The organism is Pseudomonas sp. 5C2, from assembly GCF_034314155.1.
Taxonomy (GTDB): Bacteria; Pseudomonadota; Gammaproteobacteria; order Pseudomonadales; family Pseudomonadaceae; genus Aquipseudomonas.
Map to the genome: position 1 here is coordinate 987,326 of NZ_JAVIWH010000003.1, position 22,124 is coordinate 1,009,449.

The 22,124-nt window shown below is 59.4% G+C and carries 15 protein-coding genes and 1 pseudogene; 11 read left to right on the top strand and 5 right to left on the bottom strand.

Annotated elements, in window-relative coordinates:
* Positions 1 to 17 precede the first annotated feature (17 nt).
* The 5 genes from cfaB to RGU44_RS19415 all read right to left on the bottom strand — a co-directional run bounded on the left by cfaB (position 18) and on the right by RGU44_RS19415 (position 7,510).
* On the bottom strand, positions 18 to 1,202 hold the full coding sequence (cfaB, locus tag RGU44_RS19395) for a C17 cyclopropane fatty acid synthase CfaB (RefSeq protein ID WP_322218634.1): 1,185 nt from the start codon (positions 1,200 to 1,202) through the stop codon (positions 18 to 20).
* 278 nt (positions 1,203 to 1,480) lie between these two features.
* Positions 1,481 to 3,403, bottom strand: a complete 1,923-nt coding sequence (locus RGU44_RS19400; protein WP_322218636.1) for a cation-translocating P-type ATPase — start codon at positions 3,401 to 3,403, stop codon at positions 1,481 to 1,483.
* Entirely contained in the window at positions 3,400 to 4,458 is a 1,059-nt protein-coding gene (locus RGU44_RS19405; RefSeq protein ID WP_322218639.1) for a protease modulator HflK, read from the bottom strand. Before RGU44_RS19405 ends, RGU44_RS19400 begins: the two co-directional genes overlap by 4 nt.
* Positions 4,455 to 5,504: a protease modulator HflC gene (locus RGU44_RS19410; RefSeq protein WP_322177058.1), complete on the bottom strand. Its 1,050-nt coding sequence runs from the start codon at positions 5,502 to 5,504 to the stop codon at positions 4,455 to 4,457. The genes RGU44_RS19405 and RGU44_RS19410 overlap by 4 nt, the downstream gene beginning before the upstream one ends.
* A gap of 11 nt (positions 5,505 to 5,515) precedes the next feature.
* Complete coding sequence (locus RGU44_RS19415) at positions 5,516 to 7,510, bottom strand: protease modulator HflK (RefSeq protein WP_322218642.1); 1,995 nt, start codon at positions 7,508 to 7,510, stop codon at positions 5,516 to 5,518.
* A 553-nt stretch (positions 7,511 to 8,063) separates the two neighbouring features.
* Between RGU44_RS19415 and RGU44_RS19420 the strand changes: the two genes are divergently transcribed.
* The 11 genes and pseudogenes from RGU44_RS19420 to RGU44_RS19475 all read left to right on the top strand — a co-directional run bounded on the left by RGU44_RS19420 (position 8,064) and on the right by RGU44_RS19475 (position 21,995).
* Complete coding sequence (locus RGU44_RS19420; RefSeq protein ID WP_322177060.1) at positions 8,064 to 9,683, top strand: glucan biosynthesis protein D; 1,620 nt, start codon at positions 8,064 to 8,066, stop codon at positions 9,681 to 9,683.
* A 162-nt stretch (positions 9,684 to 9,845) separates the two neighbouring features.
* Positions 9,846 to 11,398, top strand: a protein-coding gene (locus RGU44_RS19425) for an IS3-like element ISPpu4 family transposase (protein WP_250690811.1) whose coding sequence is annotated in 2 segments (ribosomal slippage) — positions 9,846 to 10,308 and positions 10,308 to 11,398 — 1,554 coding nt in all. Because the reading frame shifts where the segments join, the coding sequence is not laid out codon by codon here.
* 332 nt (positions 11,399 to 11,730) lie between these two features.
* Positions 11,731 to 13,037 (top strand): annotated as a pseudogene (locus RGU44_RS19430) (hypothetical protein).
* 8 nt (positions 13,038 to 13,045) lie between these two features.
* Positions 13,046 to 14,344, top strand: a complete 1,299-nt coding sequence (locus RGU44_RS19440) for a hypothetical protein (protein WP_322177062.1) — start codon at positions 13,046 to 13,048, stop codon at positions 14,342 to 14,344.
* A gap of 515 nt (positions 14,345 to 14,859) precedes the next feature.
* Positions 14,860 to 16,977 carry a type VI secretion system tip protein TssI/VgrG gene (gene tssI, locus RGU44_RS19445; protein ID WP_322218651.1) on the top strand — a complete coding sequence of 706 codons (2,118 nt, stop codon included), beginning with the start codon at positions 14,860 to 14,862 and terminating at the stop codon, positions 16,975 to 16,977.
* Positions 16,978 to 17,016: 39 nt separating this feature from the next.
* Positions 17,017 to 17,493, top strand: a complete 477-nt coding sequence (locus RGU44_RS19450) for a DUF4123 domain-containing protein (protein WP_322218654.1) — start codon at positions 17,017 to 17,019, stop codon at positions 17,491 to 17,493.
* Between the two features lie 87 nt (positions 17,494 to 17,580).
* Positions 17,581 to 17,826: a hypothetical protein gene (locus RGU44_RS19455; protein ID WP_322218657.1), complete on the top strand. Its 246-nt coding sequence runs from the start codon at positions 17,581 to 17,583 to the stop codon at positions 17,824 to 17,826.
* A complete protein-coding gene (locus RGU44_RS19460) occupies positions 17,823 to 18,344 on the top strand; it encodes a DUF3304 domain-containing protein (RefSeq protein ID WP_322218660.1) in 522 nt (173 codons plus the stop codon). Before RGU44_RS19455 ends, RGU44_RS19460 begins: the two co-directional genes overlap by 4 nt.
* Complete coding sequence (locus RGU44_RS19465; RefSeq protein ID WP_322218663.1) at positions 18,329 to 18,886, top strand: DUF3304 domain-containing protein; 558 nt, start codon at positions 18,329 to 18,331, stop codon at positions 18,884 to 18,886. Before RGU44_RS19460 ends, RGU44_RS19465 begins: the two co-directional genes overlap by 16 nt.
* Positions 18,871 to 19,428, top strand: a complete 558-nt coding sequence (locus RGU44_RS19470; protein ID WP_322218666.1) for a DUF3304 domain-containing protein — start codon at positions 18,871 to 18,873, stop codon at positions 19,426 to 19,428. Before RGU44_RS19465 ends, RGU44_RS19470 begins: the two co-directional genes overlap by 16 nt.
* On the top strand, positions 19,413 to 21,995 hold the full coding sequence (locus RGU44_RS19475) for a DUF2235 domain-containing protein (protein ID WP_322218669.1): 2,583 nt from the start codon (positions 19,413 to 19,415) through the stop codon (positions 21,993 to 21,995). Before RGU44_RS19470 ends, RGU44_RS19475 begins: the two co-directional genes overlap by 16 nt.
* The last annotated feature ends 129 nt before the right edge of the window (positions 21,996 to 22,124 follow it).

A 22,124-nucleotide genomic window follows, 5' to 3' on the forward strand; every position in this document is an offset into this window, starting at 1 on the left:
GTCCCTGAATCACGCGATCAACGGTAGATATCAGCCCGCGTCATGGGCAAATCAAGGCTGCCGTCGGCATACGGTTTGACGGCCAGAATCTGATGCAGATTGATCCAGCCCTTGGCAAACGCATACGCACAGCCGGCCAGGTACAAACGCCAGATGCGTAAGATTTGCTCTGGAACCATGGTCGCAGCCTCCTCCAGCCGGCTTTCCAGACGCTCGCTCCAGTGTTCAAGTGTCCGAGCGTAATGCAGGCGCAGGCTTTCGACGTCGATGATCTCCAGACCCGCTTCACTGAGGTAAGCGCTGATCATCGACACGTGCGGCAACTCGCCATTCGGAAAGACATAACGCTCGATAAAATTGCCCGCGCCACGTCCCACTGGACGGCCATCGGTGTGCTTGGCGGTGATGCCATGGTTCATGACCAAGCCGCCTTCGCGGACCGCACCAAACAAGCGCTTGGCATACAGCTCCAGATTGGCGTGACCGACATGTTCGAACATGCCCACGCTGACGATTTTATCGAAGCGACCGTCCTGAGGCAGATCGCGGTAGTCCAGCAATTGCAGCTCAACCTGGTCCTGCAAGCCTTCCGCTTCGACCCGCTCACGGGCCAAGGCCAATTGCTCGCGACTCAGTGTGATGCCAAATACCTTTACCCCGTACTCGCGCGCAGCAAACCGCGACAGCCCGCCCCAACCGCACCCGACATCCAGCAGGTATTCACCCGGCTGCAAACGCAACTTGCGGCACAGGTGATGAAATTTGTCCTGCTGCGCTTGTTCGAGGGTCTCTGCGCCGGTCTTGAAATAGGCGCAAGAGTAGACCATCTCGCGGTCAAGCCAGAGCTGGTAAAACGCGTTGGACAGGTCGTAATGGTAAGAAATCGATGCCGCATCGGTGGCTTTATCGTGCTCTGAGCGCGCGGGCTGGTCGCTGTCATCCTCATCCAGCAGCGCTTGACTCAACTCATCGCAAACCCGGATAACTTCGCGGATTGACCCTAGCAACTCCAGTCGGCCCTCAACGAAGGCGCCACCGAGCAAGTCCAGGCTGGGATGAGTGAATTGCGACACCAGTTGCGGATCTTTCACCACAATGGTGACGCTGGGCGCCGGACCAAGATCAAGCTCATGGCCGTCCCACAGTTTCAGCCGCAGTGGCAGGTGCAAATTTTGCAGGGCTGATGGAAGTTGCGCGAGCATGTAGTAACCCCCTTATCCAGAAGCGCAGGAAAAGAGTAGTCCATCAGCAGCCCAAGCGATGGGGCTGCACAGCTATTGGCTTTATAGCTTCTGACGATGCCATGAAGCGTTGGGTCAACCGCCTTTAACCCGATGTTGCGAGCCAAACTCCAGCCTTCAATGGATTACCCACTGTAAGAATGACCCCTAATCTGTAACAGAGTTCTTCAAAGCTCAAGTTGATTTTTATACTTAACCGAGAGGTCTGGCTCGGCACTCTCGGCTAAAGGGTCAGATATTCAGGCCTGTGGCTTGATTTCCAGTTTCAACAACGGCTCCTGAAAACGCAGCAAACGACCTGCATTGCCAAGGACTAACAGGGTGCTGAGATTATGCAGCACGGCGGCAATCATCGCCCCTTCCGCACCCAGCAAACCGAAAGCGGCAAGGGCCACGATGGCCAGCGTCCAGCCCAGACCGATGATGACGTTGACGTGCAATGTCTGCCGGCATTGGCGGCTCAAGCGCACGCAGGTGCCCAAGCGACGCAGGTCACTGCCGATCAACACGATGTCAGCCGAAGCCAGCGCGATGTCCGCGCCGCCCGCGCCCATCGCAACCCCTACCACGCCGGCTTTGAGCGCCAGCGAATCGTTGATGCCATCGCCCACCACCATGGGCCGAAAGCCGCTCCTGATTTCACCCATGACCCGATTGAGTTTGTCTTCAGGCAACGCCTGGGCCTCGATATCACTGATACCCACTTCGCAGGCCAGGCTGTCGGCCACACTTTGACGGTCGCCGGTCAACAACAGTTGTCGACCCAGCCCCAGCTCACGCAACTCGGCGAGCGCCTGGCGGGCTTCCGGCTTGAGACTGTCGGCCAGCAACAACCAGGCGAGGAAAACACCGTCGACCGCGAGCCCGGCAATCGGGCCATCATGCGTCGGTACCGGTGACGTGCTAATGCCCAACGCATCGAACAGCTCAGGGCGGCCCAATGCGGCTTCGCCATGCTCGGTTCGCGCCACCACGCCCAAGCCCTGACGTTCACGAATGTCGGTCAGCGCCAACAACTGATCTTTGTCCACCAACCCAGCCAACGCGCGGCTGACCGGGTGACTGCTGGCCGAGCCGAGGCTGGCAGCCAATGGCAACACGTAGTTCTGCGGAGTCGATGCCGCTTCGACGGACTGCAAGCGCAAGCTGCCATAGGTCAGCGTGCCCGTCTTATCCACCACAAGAGAGGTCAGGTCCGCCAACTCTTCGAGAAAGGCCGAGCTACGAATCAAAATTCCATGCCGAGCTGCCACCGCGATCCCGGCAATCGCCGTCGCAGGGGCTGATAGCACCAGCGCGCAAGGGCACGCGGCGACCAGCACCGCCAGCATCGCTTGCGCGTCGTTGGTAATGAACCAGGTCACGGCCGCGATCATCAACACCAAGACCATGTAACTGCCGGCATAGCGCTCCAGCAGACGAGTAATCGGTGGCTTGGAGCGCTCGGCGCTTTGCATCAGCGCGATCACTTTTCCTAACGTTGATTCATTGCCAATACGCGTAACCTCGATCCGCAACAGGCCATCAAGGTTGATCGCGCCGCCGAACACGTCCATGCCGACCTTGGCCTCCAGGGGCACCGACTCGCCGGTGATCGGTGCTGTATCAAGACTGGCTTGCCCGGAGCGCACCACGCCATCGGCCGGGACCCGATCACCCGCCCGCACCTCAACCTGATCGCCGGCGACCAAGGTTGAGTTATCCACTTCTCGAACCGTGCCACCGGCGTCAATCAACCGCGCCTGGCTGCGGGTCAGCAGGCCCAGGGATTGAATGGCTTCCTGCGAACCGATGACGCTGCGCTCTTCCAGCACATGGCCGAAGATCATGATGATCGGCAACAAGGCGGCGGTCATCAGATCGCCGGTGGCCCAGGCACCTAGCATCGCCAGCGCGATCAACTGGTCGGTGATGCCGTGCAGACTTGGGTAACGCAGGCTGTGCCAACCGGCACTGACCACCGGCACCGCGACCAGCAACGACGCCACGCCCAGCAGTACCTGACTGACACCGGTCTGTTCGGGCGCAACAAAACGCCAGACCAGGCCCAGACCGAGCAAACCCAGGGCAAGCATCGCCAGGGTCAATTGTCGGGCCGCACTGCGTTGTTCAGAACCGGTCAGCATGCTGACCGCGGACTCAGTGGCTGCGTGGGCACTCATTGTTCTGCTCCCTGAATGATCAGGCGGGAATCGTCATGGGGGTCGACGGTGGTCACCGAGCCTGCCTGGCCGAGAATTTTTGGCAGACGCTCACGATAAATACGTAACAGCAGGCCCGGGTCGCTTTTGTCATGAATCGACTGCGTCAGACTGGTGACCGTTGCCGTGTCGGTCTGTGCTTTGGCCAGGCGTTCGGTGGCCTGGGCATGGGCCACTTGCAAGGTGCGGTCAGACTGTTGCGTCGCGGTCTGGGTGAGCTTTTCTGCGTCGGTACGTGCGTTGGCCACCGCCTGATCCGCTTTCTGACTGGCCGTAAGAACGGCGTTAAAAGCCGCGACCGCTGTCGTGGGCAGACTTGACTGCACATCGACCCGAGCGACTTCGATACCCAGCCCGACGCCGGTCGCGGCCAGATCGGCCAAGCGCTGGTTGATGCCATGAACCAGATCGCCACGCAAACGCTCACGGCGTTCAGCGGCCTTGCTGTCGGGGCTGACCATCTCTGGCCGGGCCACCAGAATCGTGTCCAGATCGCGGGCAGCGGTCAGCGCCACAGCACTGCGATTCACCAGTCGATCCAATGCAGGCAGAACATGCTCGCCCTGCAACACGAAGGCATACGGGTCCGTCACTTTGTAGTACGCCGTCACATCGAGTTGTACGACGCCAGCATCACCGGTCAACAAAAAGCCGGAGCCAGACAGCGCATCGCTCATCGGTGTGGCGAAACTGGCGACCCGATCAGCATCAAGGGCCAGCCTGGATCGCAGTAGCGTTTCGACCCGGCGCTCGATCACCCGGTCCGCAGAGGGCAACAACACCACCTGCTCGAAAGGTTGCGGCCATGCCGTGAGCAGTCCGGCGTTCTGGATGCGTTCCAGCGCCCCGAAACGCATGACCACGGCGCGATTCTGCGGATCGATCTGGCGCACATTCGACAGCGCCCAGCCTAGCGCGGCCAACACCGTGACGGCATACAAACCGAGAAACGCCAGACGGCTCGCCTGCAGCCAGGGGCTGTTGACGGGGGGGCGTTGAGGCGTAACGTCACTCATGGTTGCGATCCGCTTTTACCATCCAGCGTCGGCGGGCCGTCGACCAGCACGCGGAACGGCGCCGCGTCGGTGCGCAGGATCAGCTTGGTGCCCGGCGTCACTACCGTGCCCAAGGTGTCCAGCGAGCGCAGCAGGTTGTATAGCTGCGGCGAACCCGCGTAGGCACGGCCGTAGATTTGCGCCGCTTCGACGCGCGATTGCGCTTCGATGTCAGCAGCTTTGACCGTAGCGTCTGCTTCGACGATGCGCGCATCACGCTCGGCGGCCGCACGGATCTGCGCCGCTTCACGCTTGCCCACGGCCGTACGCTCGGTGGCAATGGTTTCCCGCTCGGCGCGCATCCGGTCTACCGTCGCATTCAGGGTCACGGACGGCAGGGTCAGACGCTCGATACCCACCTGCAAGACGCGGACGCCGTAAGTAGTGAGCAATTGCTGATCGATCTGTTGGCGCAACTGGTTTTCAAAGTCGGCGATCCGTACCTGGCTGGCGTCGGTATTGACCAGGCTGGCCAGATCGAAGCTGCTGGCCGTGGTTTCCAGCGCCGAGCCGACAAACGTGCGGATCTGCCGTGCGGCTTCGTCCGGCTGGTTCTGCACCGCGCGCATGAAGCGCTGCACGTTGTCCGGGTCGCCCTGAACCTGCCAGGCCACATAGGCCTGAACGATGATACGCAGGCCATCGCGGGTACCGACATCCTGCAAACCACTGGAGGTGGTGCGCAGGCGAAGATCCACCGGAATGGTCGCCTCGAACGGTGCCGGCCAGCGCCAGCTCAGACCCGGCTCGAGCAACACGCGGGAGGGGTTACCGAAGCGCGTGATAACGGTGGCTTCGCCCGAGCGTACTTGCACCAGGCTCGCGGCGGCCACGGCAAACGCGATGAGCAGCGCTGCCAATGCGGTTCGACGCCACGGAAACCCGGCTGCCGCAGAGGCATCGCCATGATGATGACCGTGGTGATGTCCCGCGTGGCCATGGTCGTGGCCAGCGTGATTCTGATGGTCTTGATGGCCGTGGTGATCATGGGAGTGAAACAGACTCAAGGGATGACTCCTTAATGAACGGCTTTACGCGGCGCCGTTGGGTCTGCCGGTAGCGTGAACGTGCGTAAATCAATGGTCGGCGCAGTGTCGCCGCCCAGTCGATGATCGAGAACCAGCAACTTGGCGTGGGCCAAACCCTGGCTCAGCTGGGTCAGGTATTGCTCCAGCAAAAATGCCTGACCGGCGTGGGCATACGCCTGGCGTTCAGCGCTAAAGCGCAAGTCCGCCCCCTGCGCCGTGGCCAGCACCTCGCGCGCACCGGCGGTGGCCTGGTCTTGCGCCACGCTGGCATTGAGTTGCGCCAGATTGGACTGCTCGCTGGCGGCACCGCGCTCTCGGGAAATCAACGCCTGAGCACTGATTTGTGCGGCTTGCACGCCATGGTAGGCATTGGCCGCACCGGCTGGCGGATGAATCGACTCGACCACGGTCGCGAGAATTTCCACGCCGCTGTCCAGCGTCCTCAGATCCGCTTGCACCGCATTACCAATATCGGCAGACAGCGTAGCGCGCTGCTCGCCGAGTAACTGATCGAGGGTACGCGAGGCAAAATCATGCACCAACACCCGGCTCGCCGTGCTGCGAATCAGCGTCGGCACGTCGGCACTGTTATAGGTCGCCGCCATCGCCGCCTGATCCGTCAGGCCAATGCGATAAACGAATCGCACGTCCATGTTGACGATCTGGAAGCTCTGCTTCTGCGCAGAGGACCCAGTGCCGGACGGGTCACCCGTGCTGCTGGCGATCACCTGAGAATTTTCATTGATATGGCTCGCATCCCACAAGCGATTGGCGCTCAGCGGAGCCGGGCCTTCGGCAGGCTCACGAACCTGTTCGGCAGCGTTGCCCTCGGTGACGCTGGTTGCCAGCTCATGCACCACGCCGTTTTCCACCGCCAGCACCCGACCGAATGGCCATGGCAAGCCCGCATGCAACCCAGGGCCGAACACCTCCACCGGCTTGCCAAAACGCTCGTAGATGCCGCGCCCCTGTATGGGAATTTCATGCACACCGGTCAGCGTCCAGCCGAGCGCCACCACCACTCCCATAACCGGCAAAAAGGCGCGGCGCATGTAGGTAAACGCCCAAATTTGACGCAGATCGATGCCGAATCGATTGTGCAGTTCATTCCGCAAAGCCAGCAACGGCTGCGGCGGCCAGCGCAGCAGGCCAGCCATAAAACTCTGGGCCAACAGGCGCGGCTCGATACGTTCGTTGCGCGGGCTGAACAAGGACGTCAATGCACGCAGCAGCAACTCCAGCGCCACCAGACCGGGTAATAGACCCATCAGCACGGCAAGCCGCGCCGGCCAGATGCGGTCGGGCGTCGAGAAGAACAGGCACAGCGCACTGAGCAGCAGGCAGGCAATCGCCACCCGCGTCAGTTGTGCCAATGACTCGGCTTCAGGCCATTCAGCCGTGAGCTCATGGCTCAACTGACGCTCCAGCACCAGCAGCCCGAAAGCCAGCAGGAGGCTGATCCCCCCCGCCACGTTGCCCGTCGGCCCAAGGCTCGAACCGACAAGGTTCAAGTTCCAGACCCTATTTACCGCAAACATCACCAACAGCGCCCAGCCGCCAAGCCACAACGTTGGCAAACCAACCTGGGTCAGCAGCGACGAGCCACTGCCGCTAATCCGGCCGAGCAAGCGCTCGTACCAGCCGGGTGCTTGTGCCGGAGCCGATTCTTCCTCTTCAGGGGGTTGCCCGACGACGCCCGCGCCCCGCTCCGCGACCAGGGTCTGCGCGCGCCAACGGGCACACCAGTAAGCCGACTGCAAACCCGCGACCACCAACCACAGGGCTGCAGCGTTGTTGACCAGCACTGCCGACCACAATGAAGTGGATGAAAAAAGCATGACAAACAACGCCAGGATAAAGGCCAACAACCCCAAGCCTGCCAGGCCATAAGCCAGCCGCAACAAACGTCGGGCGTGAAACTCGGCTCTTTGAAAGCGCGGCAAGCCATCAAGGCCCACACTTTCAACATCCAGATCAACCCGCATCGACACTCCAGACCTTGTTCAATAGTGAAGACAAACTGCCCATCAAAAACCGCCCTTTGCATCGACCCTGGCAGCGTGTTGCCGGGCAATGCTCCATGAACGTTACGATATAACAGAAATCTCGGGATTTTTGTCGACCGATTGCACCTTTTGCGGACACGCTGGCTTGACCTTCACGCGTCGCCCTAATCATATTTCGGTCATCATTCAATTGCTTAACGTGATCAGAATGGTTTTCCGCAGGCCGTCTACGCGTCCTCCGTTATCCAGAAGTTAGCCCATGAGTAACGATGACGCTGCCATTCCCTTGAGCAAATAATTGAGGGGCAACGGCTATGCCCTTGGCACCTCGAAACCGACTTTCTCAAGAAATATTCATCCATTAATATCGCCTCCTGATAAACCGATATCGATTTTTTCACCCATTTCGCGAACCAGCGGCCCACTTTGTTATCTAGTAATGGGCAGTTCCATGCGACCGAGGGCTTGATCGGGCGCATTTCCCACGCGTATGTGCAGGGCGGCACAGCATCACCTGAGAGGCGTCACCTTTATGAATCGCAGGAATCTTCTGAAAGCATCGTTGGCCCTGGCGGCCTATACCGGCTTGCCCGCTGCCGGGCTGTTTGCCGCACGCGCTATGGCAGCCACGGCCGACGGCGAGATCGAGCATTTCGATTTCGAGGCCCTGCAAGCTCATGCCAAGCAACTGGCCGGCAACCCCTTCGTCGATACCAGCCAACAATTGCCGCCGACCTTGGCGAAGATGACCCCACAGCAATTCAACGCCATCCAGTACGATCCCGCGCACTCACTGTGGAACGACATCAAGGGTCAACTGGATGTGCAGTTTTTCCATGTGGGCATGGGCTTCAAACAGCCCGTGCGCATGTACAGCGTCGACCCTCAAACCAAGGAGGCGCGCGAGGTGCACTTCCGCCCGCAGCTGTTCAACTACGAAAGCAGCGGCGTGGATAAGGCCCAGCTCAAGGGCGATCTGGGGTTTGCCGGCTTCAAGTTGTTCAAGGCACCGGAAATTGCGACTCACGACGTTTTGTCATTCCTCGGCGCCAGCTACTTTCGTGCCGTCGACAGCTCCGGGCAGTACGGCCTCTCCGCTCGCGGCCTGGCCATCGACACCTATGCCAAGCGCAAGGAAGAATTCCCCAACTTCACCAAGTTCTGGTTTGAAACACCGACCAAGGACCATACCCGCTTCGTCGTCTACGCCCTGCTGGACTCCCCCAGCGCGACAGGCGCCTATCGCTTCGACATCGATTGCCAGGCCAGTCAGGTGGTCATGGCCATCGACGCGCACATCAATGCGCGGCAAGCCATCGAGCAGTTGGGGATCGCGGCGATGACCAGCATGTTCAGCTGCGGCACCCATGAACGGCGAATGTGCGACACCATTCATCCCGAGATCCACGACTCCGACCGTCTGGCTATGTGGCGTGGCAACGGCGAGTGGATCTGCCGCCCGCTGAACAACCCGGCCACCCTGCAATTCAACGCCTTTGCCGACAAAGACCCCAAAGGCTTCGGCCTGGTACAGACCGATCACGAATTCTCCAGCTATCAGGACACGGTGGACTGGTACAGCCGCCGGCCGAGCCTGTGGGTCGAGCCGACTACCGCGTGGGGCGAAGGCTCTATCGACCTGCTGGAAATCCCCACCACCGGCGAGACGCTGGACAACATTGTGGCCTTCTGGACACCGAAAGCCCCCGTCACCGCAGGAACTTCGCTCAACTTCGGCTACAAACTCTACTGGAGCGCCCTGCCACCCGTTGGCACCCCGTTGGCCCGCGTGCACGCTACCCGCTCAGGCATGGGCGGCTTCATCGAAGGTTGGGCTCCAGGCGAGCATTACCCGGAAGTCTGGGCCCGTCGCTTTGCCGTCGACTTCACCGGCGGAGGTCTGGAAAGACTGGCCGAAGGCACAGGTATCGAACCAGTGATCACGGTATCCAGCGGCGAAGTGAAAGACTTCAATGTATTGCTGATCCCGGACATCAAAGGCTACCGCATAACGTTCGACTGGTACCCCAACAGCGACTCGGTCGCGCCGGTCGAACTGCGTCTGTTCATTCGCACCCATGACCGGACACTGAGTGAAACCTGGCTTTATCAGTATTTCCCTCCCGCAGCCGACAAACGCCGCTATAACTAAGTAACCAAGGGCGGGGTTTAAGGCTGGCGCGTGCAAAAGCGTCAGCCTTCTTTACAGGTATGTAAAGTTTTAGAGCCATAGAGCTCCCCCCCGGTGTCAGGCTAGTTGTCGCCTGAGCTGATTTATCAAAACGATAGATCGGGGGCGCCAAAGAGAGCTGTAATGTCGAGCTATTCACCTGAGCGTAAAGCGGCCCTTATCAACAAATTGCTGCCGCCTCAAAACATGTCCGTGGCCGAGTTGTCGCGTCAAGAAGGCATCTCTCAAGCCACCCTGTATGCTTGGCGAACCAAGCTCAAAGCAGGAGGCGCAGTGGTGCCCGGAGATAAAAGCAGTGCCGATAACTGGTCGGCTGAAGCCAAGTTCGCAGCGGTGTTGCACACGGCCACGTTGAGCGAGATCGAGCTTAGCGAATACTGTCGCAGCAAGGGTTTGTACCCCGAGCAAATCGGCGCTTGGCGACAGGCCTGCATCAGTGGCCAGCTAACAGCCCAGGCACAGCGCCAGGCCGAGCGAGAACAGGCGCGCGCCGACAAAAAACGCATCGCCGAGTTGGAGCGTGAACTGCGGCGCAAGGACAAGGCGCTCGCAGAAACCGCCGCGATTCTGGTGCTGCGAAAAAAGATGAATGCCTTCTGGGGAAACGACAGCGAGGACGTCTGACCTCGCTGCCAGAACGGCAACAACTCGTTGAACGTTTTAACCAAGCCGTTGCTTCTGGTGCACGCAAAACTATTGCCAGCGCGGAGATCGGGCTGTCGCTGCGCAGCCTGCAACGCTGGGCGCTGACGCCTGTGATGCAGGCCGACGTGCGCACCACCACGTCACGTCCGCGACCACTTAATGCCCTGAGTGAACAGGAGCGTTGCGCTATTTTAGAGGTCTGCAACAGTCCGCCATTCGTCAGCCTGCCGCCCAGCCAGATCGTCCCGATACTGGCCGATCAAGGTCGTTATCTGGCCTCAGAGGCAACCTTTTACCGCGTCCTGAAGGAAGCTGATCAGCAGCACCGACGTGGCCGCAGCCATGCACCGCACAAGCATGCTGCGCCGACAACTCACAGCGCAACCACAGCCAATAAGGTCTGGTCTTGGGACATCACCTACTTGCCATCGCCAGTGCGTGGGAAGTACTACTATCTGTATTTGATCGAGGACATCTACAGCCGAAAGGCCGTGGGCTGGGAAGTTTACGAGCAAGAAAGTGGCGAGCTGGCGGCCGAACTGATGCAGCGCACCGTGCTCACCGAACGCTGCGCCGGACGGCCCCTAGTGCTGCACTCGGACAACGGTGCACCGATGAAATCGGTGACGTTGCTGAGCAAACTGTACGAACTCGGCATCACCCCGTCACGCGGACGACCACGGGTGAGTAACGATAATCCCTACTCAGAATCGCTGTTTAGAACCCTGAAATATTGCCCGCAATGGCCTCCTGGTGGTTTTGCAGATTTGGACGCGGCACGCAGCTGGGTGCGCGATTTTATCCGCTGGTACAACCACCAACACCGCCACAGCCGCATCCGCTTCGTGACCCCGGCGCAGCGTCATCGAGGAGATGATCAAGAGATCTTGGCCAAGCGTCATGCCCTGTATCAGCAAGCTCGTAATCAACATCCACATCGCTGGTCAGGTGCGACACGCAATTGGCAGCCCATCGGCGCGGTCACACTCAATCCGGAAAGGGAGTTACCGACACTGAAAATAGCCGCATAAAACACAGCTGACGCGACAACTACCTTGCAAAACGCCGCTCCCCTGGTTCTGGCTTGTTGATGCACTAAAAAACCACGTCAATTTTTCATCACCTATATATTTCAATAACTTGGGATTACAAGAAATCACAGGCAAAGGTCTTCCGTTAAAAGATTGACGAATTGATTTGACAGCGTTCGCAAGTGACGTTGATATACCGCTAATTGCCTCTCACATCACGCCCTCCGTCCTCGATTGAACCCCCATTAGTGGCTGTTCTATAGGCGGTAGCTTTGCCGTGCGCGATGGCGAACAAACATCCTTTATCTACGCGCTTCAGAGGGCAGCAAAACATGATGTCGAACTCCCCTTCCGCCTCAACTGAAAAGCCTTCGATTCTTTCATTCAATAAATCGACATTGGTCATCTGGGTGGCCATCAGCCTGATCGTGGTCGAAACCTTCTCCGGCGCCCTACGCTATTACTTCGATATGGCGGGGATTTCGACGCTGCTGTACCTGCCTAAAATGGGGTGTGCCGTGCTCTTCGCGCTGGAGCTACTGACCTTCAAAACCTCGCGCCTATTCTGGATCGGGTTGTTGTTACTGCTGTTATCCAGTCAACTGGCCCTCCTCCACGGCGCCAGCCTGAACAATGTAGGTTTCAGCCTGTTCGCCATCAGCCCGTTCCTGTTCGCGATAGTCTGCAGCGAGCACCTGATCAATCAAAGAAGCCTGTTAGGCAAGTGTGTCGCCCTGTGCCTGGTCGCCTCGGTGGTCGGGGTTCTTCTGGATAAATACACCACGGTGCCCTGGAAGGGTTACACCTACCAACTCGGATCGATTGAGCTGAGTGCCAACCGTGCGTGGACTGCAGACGACGTCGATCGACTCGCCGGGTTTGCTCGTGTGTCCAACGTATTGTCGATCACGATTGCGATCTTCAGTCTTTATCTGCTGATGTTCATCCGCTCCCGGATGTTGTTCGCCACGGTGTGTGTCGTAGCGTTTTTCAGCATTCTCCTGACCACCAGCAAAACCCCAACCGTGGCCTTTCTATGCACCCTGGGGCTGCTGGCCCTCATTCGCTACCGCTGGACCAGCGCATGGATTTTCGTGATCGCCGTGTCGATGGGCGTGATTTTGCCCGCCATGGGGGTGCTACATGACTTTGACCCCAATGCGGCCAGCAGCAACAGTGGCGGAGGCCTGGCCTCGTTTTATGATCGCCTGGTCAATACCTGGCCACATCTGATCATCCTGATCGCCAATGAGGGCTGGAGCTGGCTGGGCGTGGGTTTGTGTCCCCTGTGCCCCATGCCGATATGCTCGGCACATCGGACAACACCGCCGTTTACCTGTGGGCTATTTTCGGCTTCGCGGGGGTGTTGCTGTACATGCTGCAACTGCCGCTACTGTTCCTGCTGCGTGATTACTCGACAACCCGTATGGACCGCGCGCTATTGGCCGTCACCTTTTGCATCTGTGTGATCAGTTGGACCACGGACATGTTCGAGGTCACCATGTCCAACCTGTTTCTGGGGCTGGCAATCGGTCACACACTCAACCGCACACTCAGCCCCCAAGACCACGCCAGCCCCGCACTGGCGCTCACGCCCCCCCTCGACACCCTGTCGTCAGCCCTGCCCGACCAGCGTTGAGAAGCCCAATGAAAACAAACCTTCGCCTCAGTATTTTCGTATGCCTTATGGGCCTGCTGCTCACCAACACAACCCGCGCCGAAGACGTCTTCATCGTGGGGGTTGGCACCCACTTGATGGAATCCCAAACCCTACAGAAACGCGCCCTGCAATCCGCTGCAGACGCTGGCATCACGTCCGTGCGCGACGATGCCTTCTGGTCGACCGCCGAACCTGCGCGCAATCAGCTGCGTATTCTTCCGTCGTGGGAAACGTACCTTAACGGCGCCAGAAACCTGCAGTTGAGCACCATGCTGATTTTTGGTTACGGCGCCGTTCCCTACGACGGTGCCAAGCCGCGCACGCCCAACGTCAAAGCCGCCTACCATAACTACATCGATTTCGTGAGCCGCCGGTTTGGGAGCAGAGTCGATTTTTACGAAGTCTGGAACGAGTGGGACATGGAAGGCACGAAAGACCCGGCGTTGAGCGCCGACTATGCCGCGCTGGCCAAAAGCGTCGTCCCATGGGTTCACAAAAACAATCCACATGCAAAAGTACTCGCCGGCGCCGTGACATCCAAAGGCATGCTCGACGGCTTCGTTGATCGCTTGATCGATGCCGGGACGCTGAACGAGGTGGACGGTCTGTCCCTGCACCCTTACGTGCATTGCATGAGCATGGCGCGCAACACCCCTGAAAGCTGGGCCAACTGGATGCGGGGCTACGAAGCCCAGGTGCGTGACCGTGCCAAAAAAGCGGTCCCGATTTACCTGACCGAAATGAGCTGGCCCAGCCACCAAGGCAACTGCGGGATCAGTGAAGCCAAACAATCGTCCTACCTTGCGCGCAGCTATTTCCTGGCGCGGACCATCCCCAATATCAAAGGGATGTGGTGGTATGACCTGCTCAACGACGGCCAGGACAAAGGCGAACAAGAACATAACTTCGGCCTGCTGCGACCGGACCTCCAGCCAAAACCCGCTTACAGCGTCCTCAAGGCCATCAGCCCGATACTGCGCGAATACACCTACGACGCCGACGCCAGCGTCCAGGCCGACGACGTCTACCTGCTCAACTTCCACAAAGGCCCGGAGCGCGTCGTCGTCGCCTGGACAGCCAGCCGATCACGGCAGAAAAACGTGCTCAGCAGCACCCAACTCAAAGGCAACGTTCAACTCATCGACACCGCAGAACCCGGCAAAGGCCTGCATGACAGCGGCGAGCCTTGGGCCTGCAATGCCTCCGGGTGCAGTGCGTCAGTGACCCTGAGCGACTTTCCGAAAATCATCCGATTGGGCACGCCAAGCGTGGTGTCCAAGCGCTGAGCGCTCAGCCGTTCGATTTGAGTTAATCCAGCTCCGCCAAAAATGCCCGGCAGACCGAAACGTCTGTGCGGGCATTTTTTTGGGTACGGAAAAATCCATTGAAGCTGGAGGGCATGGCGTTATTAACCCCTGCCGTCCTCCAGAAACACCCTTCGCAAACTGGCCCTGGCCGCCGTCCACTTGCTGGAAACAGCACAGGCTTTGGTCGAGTCAGCGCTGGTCAGGAATCAACCGGTTTCGGCCAGGAAGGGCTGAAGGGAGGCGAGTTAGAGCGTTGTGTCTAACGGATTCCACTGCATCGCTATCGAATGCCAGCGCCAACTTTATTGTTTCTATTCCATTCAAATATCCCCCCCGCCACCCCAAAACCGCCGTTCTCACGAACAGCGGTTTTTTTATGGGTCAACATTTCAGACCTTTCCTGCAACACGGCAAGGATTTGGCCTACAGACGATAAAAAACCTTTCACCGAACATGCCTTGGACAACTCTCCTTACAAAAGCCAGGACAGCGGAATGCCGACATTAGCTAATCAGCCAGACTTTAGCCTGACCATTGCCAGGCTAAAGCGGGATTACAACCTGCAGGTTCTTCAATTCACGGGGCAGGAAGGGTTAAACCAGCCATTTTGTTTCGATATTGAACTGGTCAGTGACCGCCCGGCGCTGGACCTGAATGACTATCTGCATAAGTCCGCGTTCCTCTCCCTCGGCGGTAAAAAGGGTTATGGCTTTCATGGCCTGATCCACGAGTTCGTTCAAGGCCAAACCCACTGGAAAGCCACCCATTACCACCTGAAACTGGTGCCACAGCTGTTTTACCTTGAGCACCGGACCAACCAGCGCATCTTTCAAAAAAAGACAGTGAAACAAATCATCGCCCAGGTGCTGGAAGAGCACGGCATCCTCTCGGATCGCTATCGCTATCGCTTCGAGCTGGATGCCCGACACTATGAGCCCCGGAACTATTGCACCCAGTACAAAGAGAGCGACTTGTATTTCGTACAACGCTTGTGCGAGGAAGAAGGCCTCAGTTTTCGCTTCGAACACAGTCAAAACAGCCACATCCTGGTCTTCGCTGACCACCAGGACCGGTTCAATCGTCTGCCTGAGTCCACGGTTTATGTACCCGACAACGGCATGAACGCGGAGACCGTGGCCGTTAAGTCGTTCAGCGTGGGGATCAAAGGCAGAACCTCGCGGGTCACCCGCCGTCACTACGACTTTGAAACATCGAGCCGTCCTCTGGAATCAGCCTCCAGAGGCGATGATCGCGAGGCGTGGGATCACTTTCAGGAGTTGGAAAACTTCACCTACCCCGCGTATTTCAAAACCGCAGACCACGGGCGGCAGGTTGCGCGTAAATCGCTGGAAAGACTCCAATTGAACGCGTGCGTGGCGCGCGGGGCAAGCGACCAGCCGATGCTGCTCAGCGGCCACTTGTTTGCCCTTGAGGACCATCCGCGCAAGGACTGGAACACTCACTGGCTGCTCAATCACCTCACTCACCGTGGCCGGGCTCCGCAAGTGATGGAAGCCCTTAACAGCACGGCCCCCGAAGCGAAGGACGGTTTTGTCCAGGGCTACCAGAACACCTTCACCGCCACCCCTGAGCACGTGATTTATCGACCGCCACTGGATCACCCCAAGCCCGTGGTACTGGTCAGCCAGACCGCCACGGTCTGCGGCCCCAAGGATGAAGAGATTTACTGCGACGAATACGGCCGGGTCAAAGTTCGTTTCCGGTGGGACCGGTCCGGCTCAACCGACGAACTCAGCAGCTGCTGGGTGCGCGTGGTCACTGGCTGGGCGGGCAGTGGCTACGGCAGCAGCGTCATTCCACGGGTCGGCATGGAAGTGGTGATCGGCTATGACGAAGGCGATCCCGACTCGCCGATGCTCACCGGTTACCTGTTCAACAAGGCCAACACCGTGCCTTACCCGCTGCCCGCCAATAAAACCCGCAGCGTATTCAAATCACTTTCCTATCCCGGCGGAGGGGGTGGAAATGAAGTTCACATTGAGGATCGCAAGGGCAAAGAACGCATCTACCTGCACGCCCAACGCGACTTCCTGACCCTCGCCCGCAACGACCACACCCTTGAGGTGGATAACGAACAGCACACCACCATCAAAGCCAACGCCTACAGCGAATACCACGCCGAAGAACACCACACCACCCATGGCCTGCGCAAAACCCAGCTCAACGCCGACGACTCGCTGAACATCGCGGGCAGCAGCTACACCCAGGTCGGGCAAGCCGCCGTCATCCGCGCCGGGCAGGATCTGCACCTGCAATCGGGTATCAACGTGGCCATCGATGCCCAGGGTTTTCTCACGCTCAAGGGCGCAGGCCAGCACCTGGTGTTCACCCCGGCCGGGATTTTCAGCAGCAGCCTGATCACCGTCGGCGGTGCCCCCATCCCCGGCACCCCGCCCGCGATTCAACGGCCACAACTGCCCGGCGAAAGCGCACAAGAAGCCGCCGGCCGATTGATGGCGCTGTCGCCGTCGTTGCCGGAATTTTCCTGGGAGCACGAACCGGAGCCCGTTGAGGTGCTGCCGGAGCCAGCGGTGTGTGAAAAGTGCTTCCAGGCGGCTCAAAAAAAACTCGAGGGCTTTGCGACCCGCTAATGCTCCAGTTCTTTTACCTACCAACTTCGGGACCCCACCATGGACTTTGAAATCCCCGCGTGTCTGCGCGACCTGAAACAACACGCCGACGCAGCAAGCCTCGACCACCTCGACATGATCATCAACGCCACGTTGCTGGATTACCCCTTGCTGCAACGGCTGGCCGAACTCGACCCGCCGCCCTTGCACACCCCGTTGCTTGAGGGCACGCCTGAACACGCACTGGCCGCACAAGGCCCTGTGCATGTTCGCGTGTTCTGGGCACATACGGCCCAAATGAACTGGCTGGGCGCGTTTGTCAGGGCGTTCGAACGCGAGTCCCGCGTGCTGTCGCTGTTAAGCCCCTGGCCGTTCGACGTGTTGAGTGAGCACCTGCGTTATTACACCCAGGCGCATTGGGACAAAGGCGCCAAGAGCGGCATCCTGCGTTACTACGACAACCGGTTGTTCAAGCACATCAGTGGCGTGTTTATCGAAGACGCGGCTCGCGATTTCCATGCCCCCGTCATCAGTTGACACTGGACCGACCGCGATCGCAAAGCGCAGATCATCGGTGGCTACAACCTCCCCTTTCACGAATTTACCCGCCCCCGTACGCCCTTGATGATGGACGCGTTTCAGGTCGAGTCCGTGTGCACCTGGAGTGCTGCCGAGCAATGGGAAGAAACCCACGGTCTGTGCAAACGGAACTACCGGGTCGGCAAGGAACAACTGGTCTCCCTGCTGTATTTGGGGCACCTCGCCGCCAGTGACCGCCGCCTTAAAGGCGAGGAACACCGGGCATTTATGATCGAGTGGCTGGCCCGACACCTGCCCGAAGACCTGCCGCAGAACGGTGGCTTGGCATGAGGCGCCCGTTCGCGCTTTGCCTGCTGACCTGCCTTGCGCTGCAAGCGTGCAGCCAATCACTGCCCGACCGACTGGGTGCGCCTATCGAGGGCTACAGCCATACCTCGGCGGCGATCAACTACTTCATGGTCAACGGCAACGGCGGGCCGAACATCGGCCCTTACGGCGGGGGCGGCAAGCAGAACTGCTGCGTGCGCCTGCCGCGCAAGTGGCATCCCGGCCTGACCGTGGTGGTGGAGTGGGAGAAGGATCCGAATGTTGGTGCCTCGAGGTATTGGACCGAACCTCGATTCTCCGACGCATGGTTCAAGCGAATGGACGAACACGAAACCAAATACACCCGCCATCGCGCCGTCGTGGAGGTGGCGCCGTATGAGCAACTCGGGTTGGTCAATGTGCACTTTCTGCCTTGCGATCAAGTCAAGGTGGCCGCCAGTCCTAGCTACCACGGTCGCCCAAATCACCCCTACAACTACCCAATGAAAATGGAAGTCCCTGCCGTATGTCCCGCACCCTAAACCCTGGCGCCTCACGCCGAAGGTCAGCACTTTGGGTGGCGGCTGCGCTGACCTGCCTTGCGCTTCAAGCGTGCAGCCAATCATTGCCCGACCGACTTGGCGCGCCTATCGAGGGCTACAGCCATACCTCGGCGGCGATCAACTACTTCATGGTCAACGGCAACGGCGGGCCGAACATCGGCCCTTACGGCGGGGGCGGCAAGCAGAACTGCTGCGTGCGCCTGCCGCGCAAGTGGCATCCCGGCCTGACCGTGGTGGTGGAGTGGGAGAAGGATCCGACGCCGCACGCCTACGGCAAATGGCCTGAACCCATGTTTTCTGATGCATGGCACGTCCGAATGAAGAAAGAGAAGCTCAACAACACCCGCCATCGCGCCGTCGTGGAGGTGGCGCCGTATGAGCAACTCGGGCTGGTCAATGTGCATTTTCTGCCTTGCGATCAAGTCAAGGTCGCCGCCAGTCCTAGCTACCACGGTCGCCCCAATCATCCCTACAACTACCCCCTCAAAATGGAAGTCCCTGCCGTATGTCCCGCACCCTAAACCCTGGCACCCCACGCCGAAGGCCAGCGCTTTGGGCGGCGACTGCGCTCGCCTGCCTTGCGCTGCAAGCGTGCAGCCAATCATTGCCCGACCGACTTGGCGCGCCTATCGAGGGCTACAGCCATACCTCGGCGGCGATCAATTACTTCATGGTCAACGGTAACGGCGGCCCGAACATCGGCCCTTACGGCGGGGGCGGCAAGCAGAACTGCTGCGTGAGCCTGCCGCGCAAGTGGCATCCCGGGCTGACCGTGGTGGTGGAGTGGGAGAAGGATCCGACGCCGCACGCCTATGGCAAATGGCCTGAGCGCCCGTTCAGCGACGCTTGGAACAAGCGAATGCAGGAACACGAGTCTAAAAACACCCGCCATCGCGCCGTCGTGGAGGTGGCGCCGTATGAAGAACTCGGCGTCATCGATGTTCATTTCTTGCCCTGCAACCAAGTTGCCGTTTCGGCTGTCGCCGTTACGCCCGGCAACGCCGGTTATCCCTTCAACTACCCGTCCAGAATGGAAGAGCCCTCGGTATGTCCAACACTTTGAATTCAGGCTCTCAACGCCCGGCCCCGGCGCCTTTAACGCCGACCCCGCCGTTCCCCAAAGAGGGGCTGCTGCCGCGCACGTCCGAGGATGTGGGGCTTAACTACCGCACACAATTTCGGCCCGAGCTTCTGGCCGGCTATGCGGCTGAACGCGCCGCCGAGGCGGCGGGTGAAACGTATACCGGCCCGCCGTGCATGAATGTGCTGAACATCTCCCTGTGTTTCGACGGCACCAACAACCACGAACCTTCAGACAAACTCGGTCAACCCCCGAGCACCAGCAACGTGGCGCGGCTTTACCACGCCAGCGTCGGTGCCGACTCAGGCACAGAGCAGAGCCGGGCGAACACAAACGGGTTTTACGCCTATTACATGCAAGGGGTCGGCACCGAGTTCAAGGAGATCGGCGAGTTCGAACCACGAGACCTGGGGCTGATCGGCGCGGTCGGCGGTGAGAACCGGATCAATTGGGGTATCACGCGCCTGCTGGATGCGGTGGGTCGGGCTTGCGGTGAACCACGTCTCAAACCTTCAGACGCCTATGAGTTGGTGCAGAAAATGGGCACCTCGTTCACTGAAGAGATGCTCGGCGCGACGTTGCTCAAGAGCGGTGACAGCCGTCGGCGAGAGGCCTTGCACGCGCCGTTGCTGGCGCTGCAAAAAAAGGTCGACTTTGTGCATGTGCGCAAGACCCAGCCGCGGATCATCGGCCTGCGCCTGTACGTGTATGGCTTTTCCCGGGGCGCCGCCGAAGCCCGGGCCTTTGCCACCTGGCTGGAAAGTTTGACCCAAGTCGAGGTCGAGGGTGAAACCTGTTACCTGTTTGCTGGCCTACCGATCTGCATTGCCTTCCTGGGCCTGTTCGACACCGTGGCCTCCACCGGCATGGCCTACGCGATGCCGTTCGCCGAGGGCCATATGGGGTGGGCCGATGACTCCATGCGCCTGTCGGACTCGGAGAAGTTTTTGGAGCGCTGCGTGCATCTGGTCGCCGCCCATGAGCAACGCACCTGTTTCCCGGTGGACTCGATTCGGCGCAAGAACGACCCCGATGACCCGAGTTGCCCTTCGACCTACCGCGCCAACACGGTCGAATACCTGTACCCCGGCATGCACTCCGATGTCGGTGGTGGGTATTCGCCGGGCGATCAGGGCAAGTCGCTGGGCGGTCCTCAGGACGTAATGTCGCAACTTCCGTTGCAGCATATGTACGCTGAAGCCTACGCAGTCGGCGCTCCGTTGCAGGCGCCATCGATTGCACTCAGCGACGAGCAAAAAGCGAAATGGCCTTGGCTGGAAATGGACGCTAAAACATTCAAAGCCTTCGCCATCTCCGAAACCCTCACCCTCCGCTTCAACACCTGGCTCGCCCACCACAAAACCGGCCCGCTGGAAGACGCCTTGGCCGGTGAACAGGCGCTGCTGACGGGGTGGCGGATCAATCGGTATGGCAGCTATCACTTCAGGACAACCTCCGCCTACCAGCATGTCAACGGCAAGGACATGACCCAGGAGGAATGGGATGCCCTTAAAGCGCTGCATGAGCGACAGCTGGCCGAGAACAAGGCCAGCCATGAGGGCCAACCGCTCAAGGAATTGTCAGGCAGCACGCTGGCAACGCATCAGGAATATCGGGCGCTCAAACAGGGTTATGAACAACGCGTCGGCGCGGCACAACCCATCGACTTTAATACCCATAAAGCCTTTGAACCCACGCTCGATCAGCGCCAGATGGACAGGGCCATGATCGAATTCGGTCGTGACTATGACCCGAGCAACTGGTCGCTGGCGTTGGCCGGTGACGCCATCAGTTGGGCGACCGTTCCTCATCTGCTGTTCGGGGGGTTGATATACCTGACCAACGAGCAGGATGAAGCCCAGGAATACCGTGACCTGCGCACCTTTGGTAACCAGGCTTACCTGGCGCTCTATGACTTAAAAACCGCCGAGCCCCTGACCGACACCGCTCGCACGCTCACCGACTTTTTCGACGAGCAGGTCCATGATTCACGCGCCTGGTTCATGAACTCAACGGCCTTGGGCGAGCGCGAAGTGTTCAGTGATTACTTCCGCTACCGCTGCATCTTTTTCGACAACGAATCCAACAAGTCCCTGTCGCCGGTGGCGAGGGCCGGGCAAGTGATTGGGGTCGGTATTGCGGTGGCCAGTGTCGGTTTGAGCATCAAGCGCCACGACCCGCGTTATCTGGTGGGTCTGCTGATTCCATCGCTGGGCATCCCCGTGTTTCGCGGCAAGGTGGGCTTTCCGCAAGTCAGCGCGTTTGATTCTGTCACGGGCATCGCCCTGCCGATGCTGGACAATCTCGACAACATTCGGGCGTTCAGCAAAGACCCTGGCGATATGCTGAAAATGGTGAAAGCCTTGCCCACACCGCCGCCCCTCAGCGCAGAAACCGCGACCACGCCTGAGTTGCAAAAACTGCTCAAGGCCACGGAAACGGCGAAGGCTTTGGCGAAGGTTAAGGACCTGCTCGACACGTTGCCCGATGAATCGAAGATGGGGTTGTTGGATCAGGTGAAGGGAGCATTGGGTAGCGGGGTAAGTTGATGACCGCTTCGCAGCGGGACGCGTAGTTGCAAGCCTGCTCCCATAATGGAACGCTCTCGTCCGTAGGAGCTGACTTGTCTGCGAATAAGCCCGGTACGGGCTTCCGGCAGGTTTGGGTTTAACTCACAA

Coding starts and splice junctions, on each gene's coding strand:
- cfaB (WP_322218634.1), bottom strand. CDS start 1,202: ATGCTCGCGCAACTTCCATCAGCCCTGCAAAATTTGCACCTGCCACTG.
- RGU44_RS19400 (WP_322218636.1), bottom strand. CDS start 3,403: ATGAGTGCCCACGCAGCCACTGAGTCCGCGGTCAGCATGCTGACCGGT.
- RGU44_RS19405 (WP_322218639.1), bottom strand. CDS start 4,458: ATGAGTGACGTTACGCCTCAACGCCCCCCCGTCAACAGCCCCTGGCTG.
- RGU44_RS19415 (WP_322218642.1), bottom strand. CDS start 7,510: ATGCGGGTTGATCTGGATGTTGAAAGTGTGGGCCTTGATGGCTTGCCG.
- RGU44_RS19420 (WP_322177060.1), top strand. CDS start 8,064: ATGAATCGCAGGAATCTTCTGAAAGCATCGTTGGCCCTGGCGGCCTAT.
- RGU44_RS19440 (WP_322177062.1), top strand. CDS start 13,046: ATGAAAACAAACCTTCGCCTCAGTATTTTCGTATGCCTTATGGGCCTG.
- tssI (WP_322218651.1), top strand. CDS start 14,860: ATGCCGACATTAGCTAATCAGCCAGACTTTAGCCTGACCATTGCCAGG.
- RGU44_RS19450 (WP_322218654.1), top strand. CDS start 17,017: ATGGACTTTGAAATCCCCGCGTGTCTGCGCGACCTGAAACAACACGCC.
- RGU44_RS19455 (WP_322218657.1), top strand. CDS start 17,581: ATGATGGACGCGTTTCAGGTCGAGTCCGTGTGCACCTGGAGTGCTGCC.
- RGU44_RS19460 (WP_322218660.1), top strand. CDS start 17,823: ATGAGGCGCCCGTTCGCGCTTTGCCTGCTGACCTGCCTTGCGCTGCAA.
- RGU44_RS19465 (WP_322218663.1), top strand. CDS start 18,329: ATGTCCCGCACCCTAAACCCTGGCGCCTCACGCCGAAGGTCAGCACTT.
- RGU44_RS19470 (WP_322218666.1), top strand. CDS start 18,871: ATGTCCCGCACCCTAAACCCTGGCACCCCACGCCGAAGGCCAGCGCTT.
- RGU44_RS19475 (WP_322218669.1), top strand. CDS start 19,413: ATGTCCAACACTTTGAATTCAGGCTCTCAACGCCCGGCCCCGGCGCCT.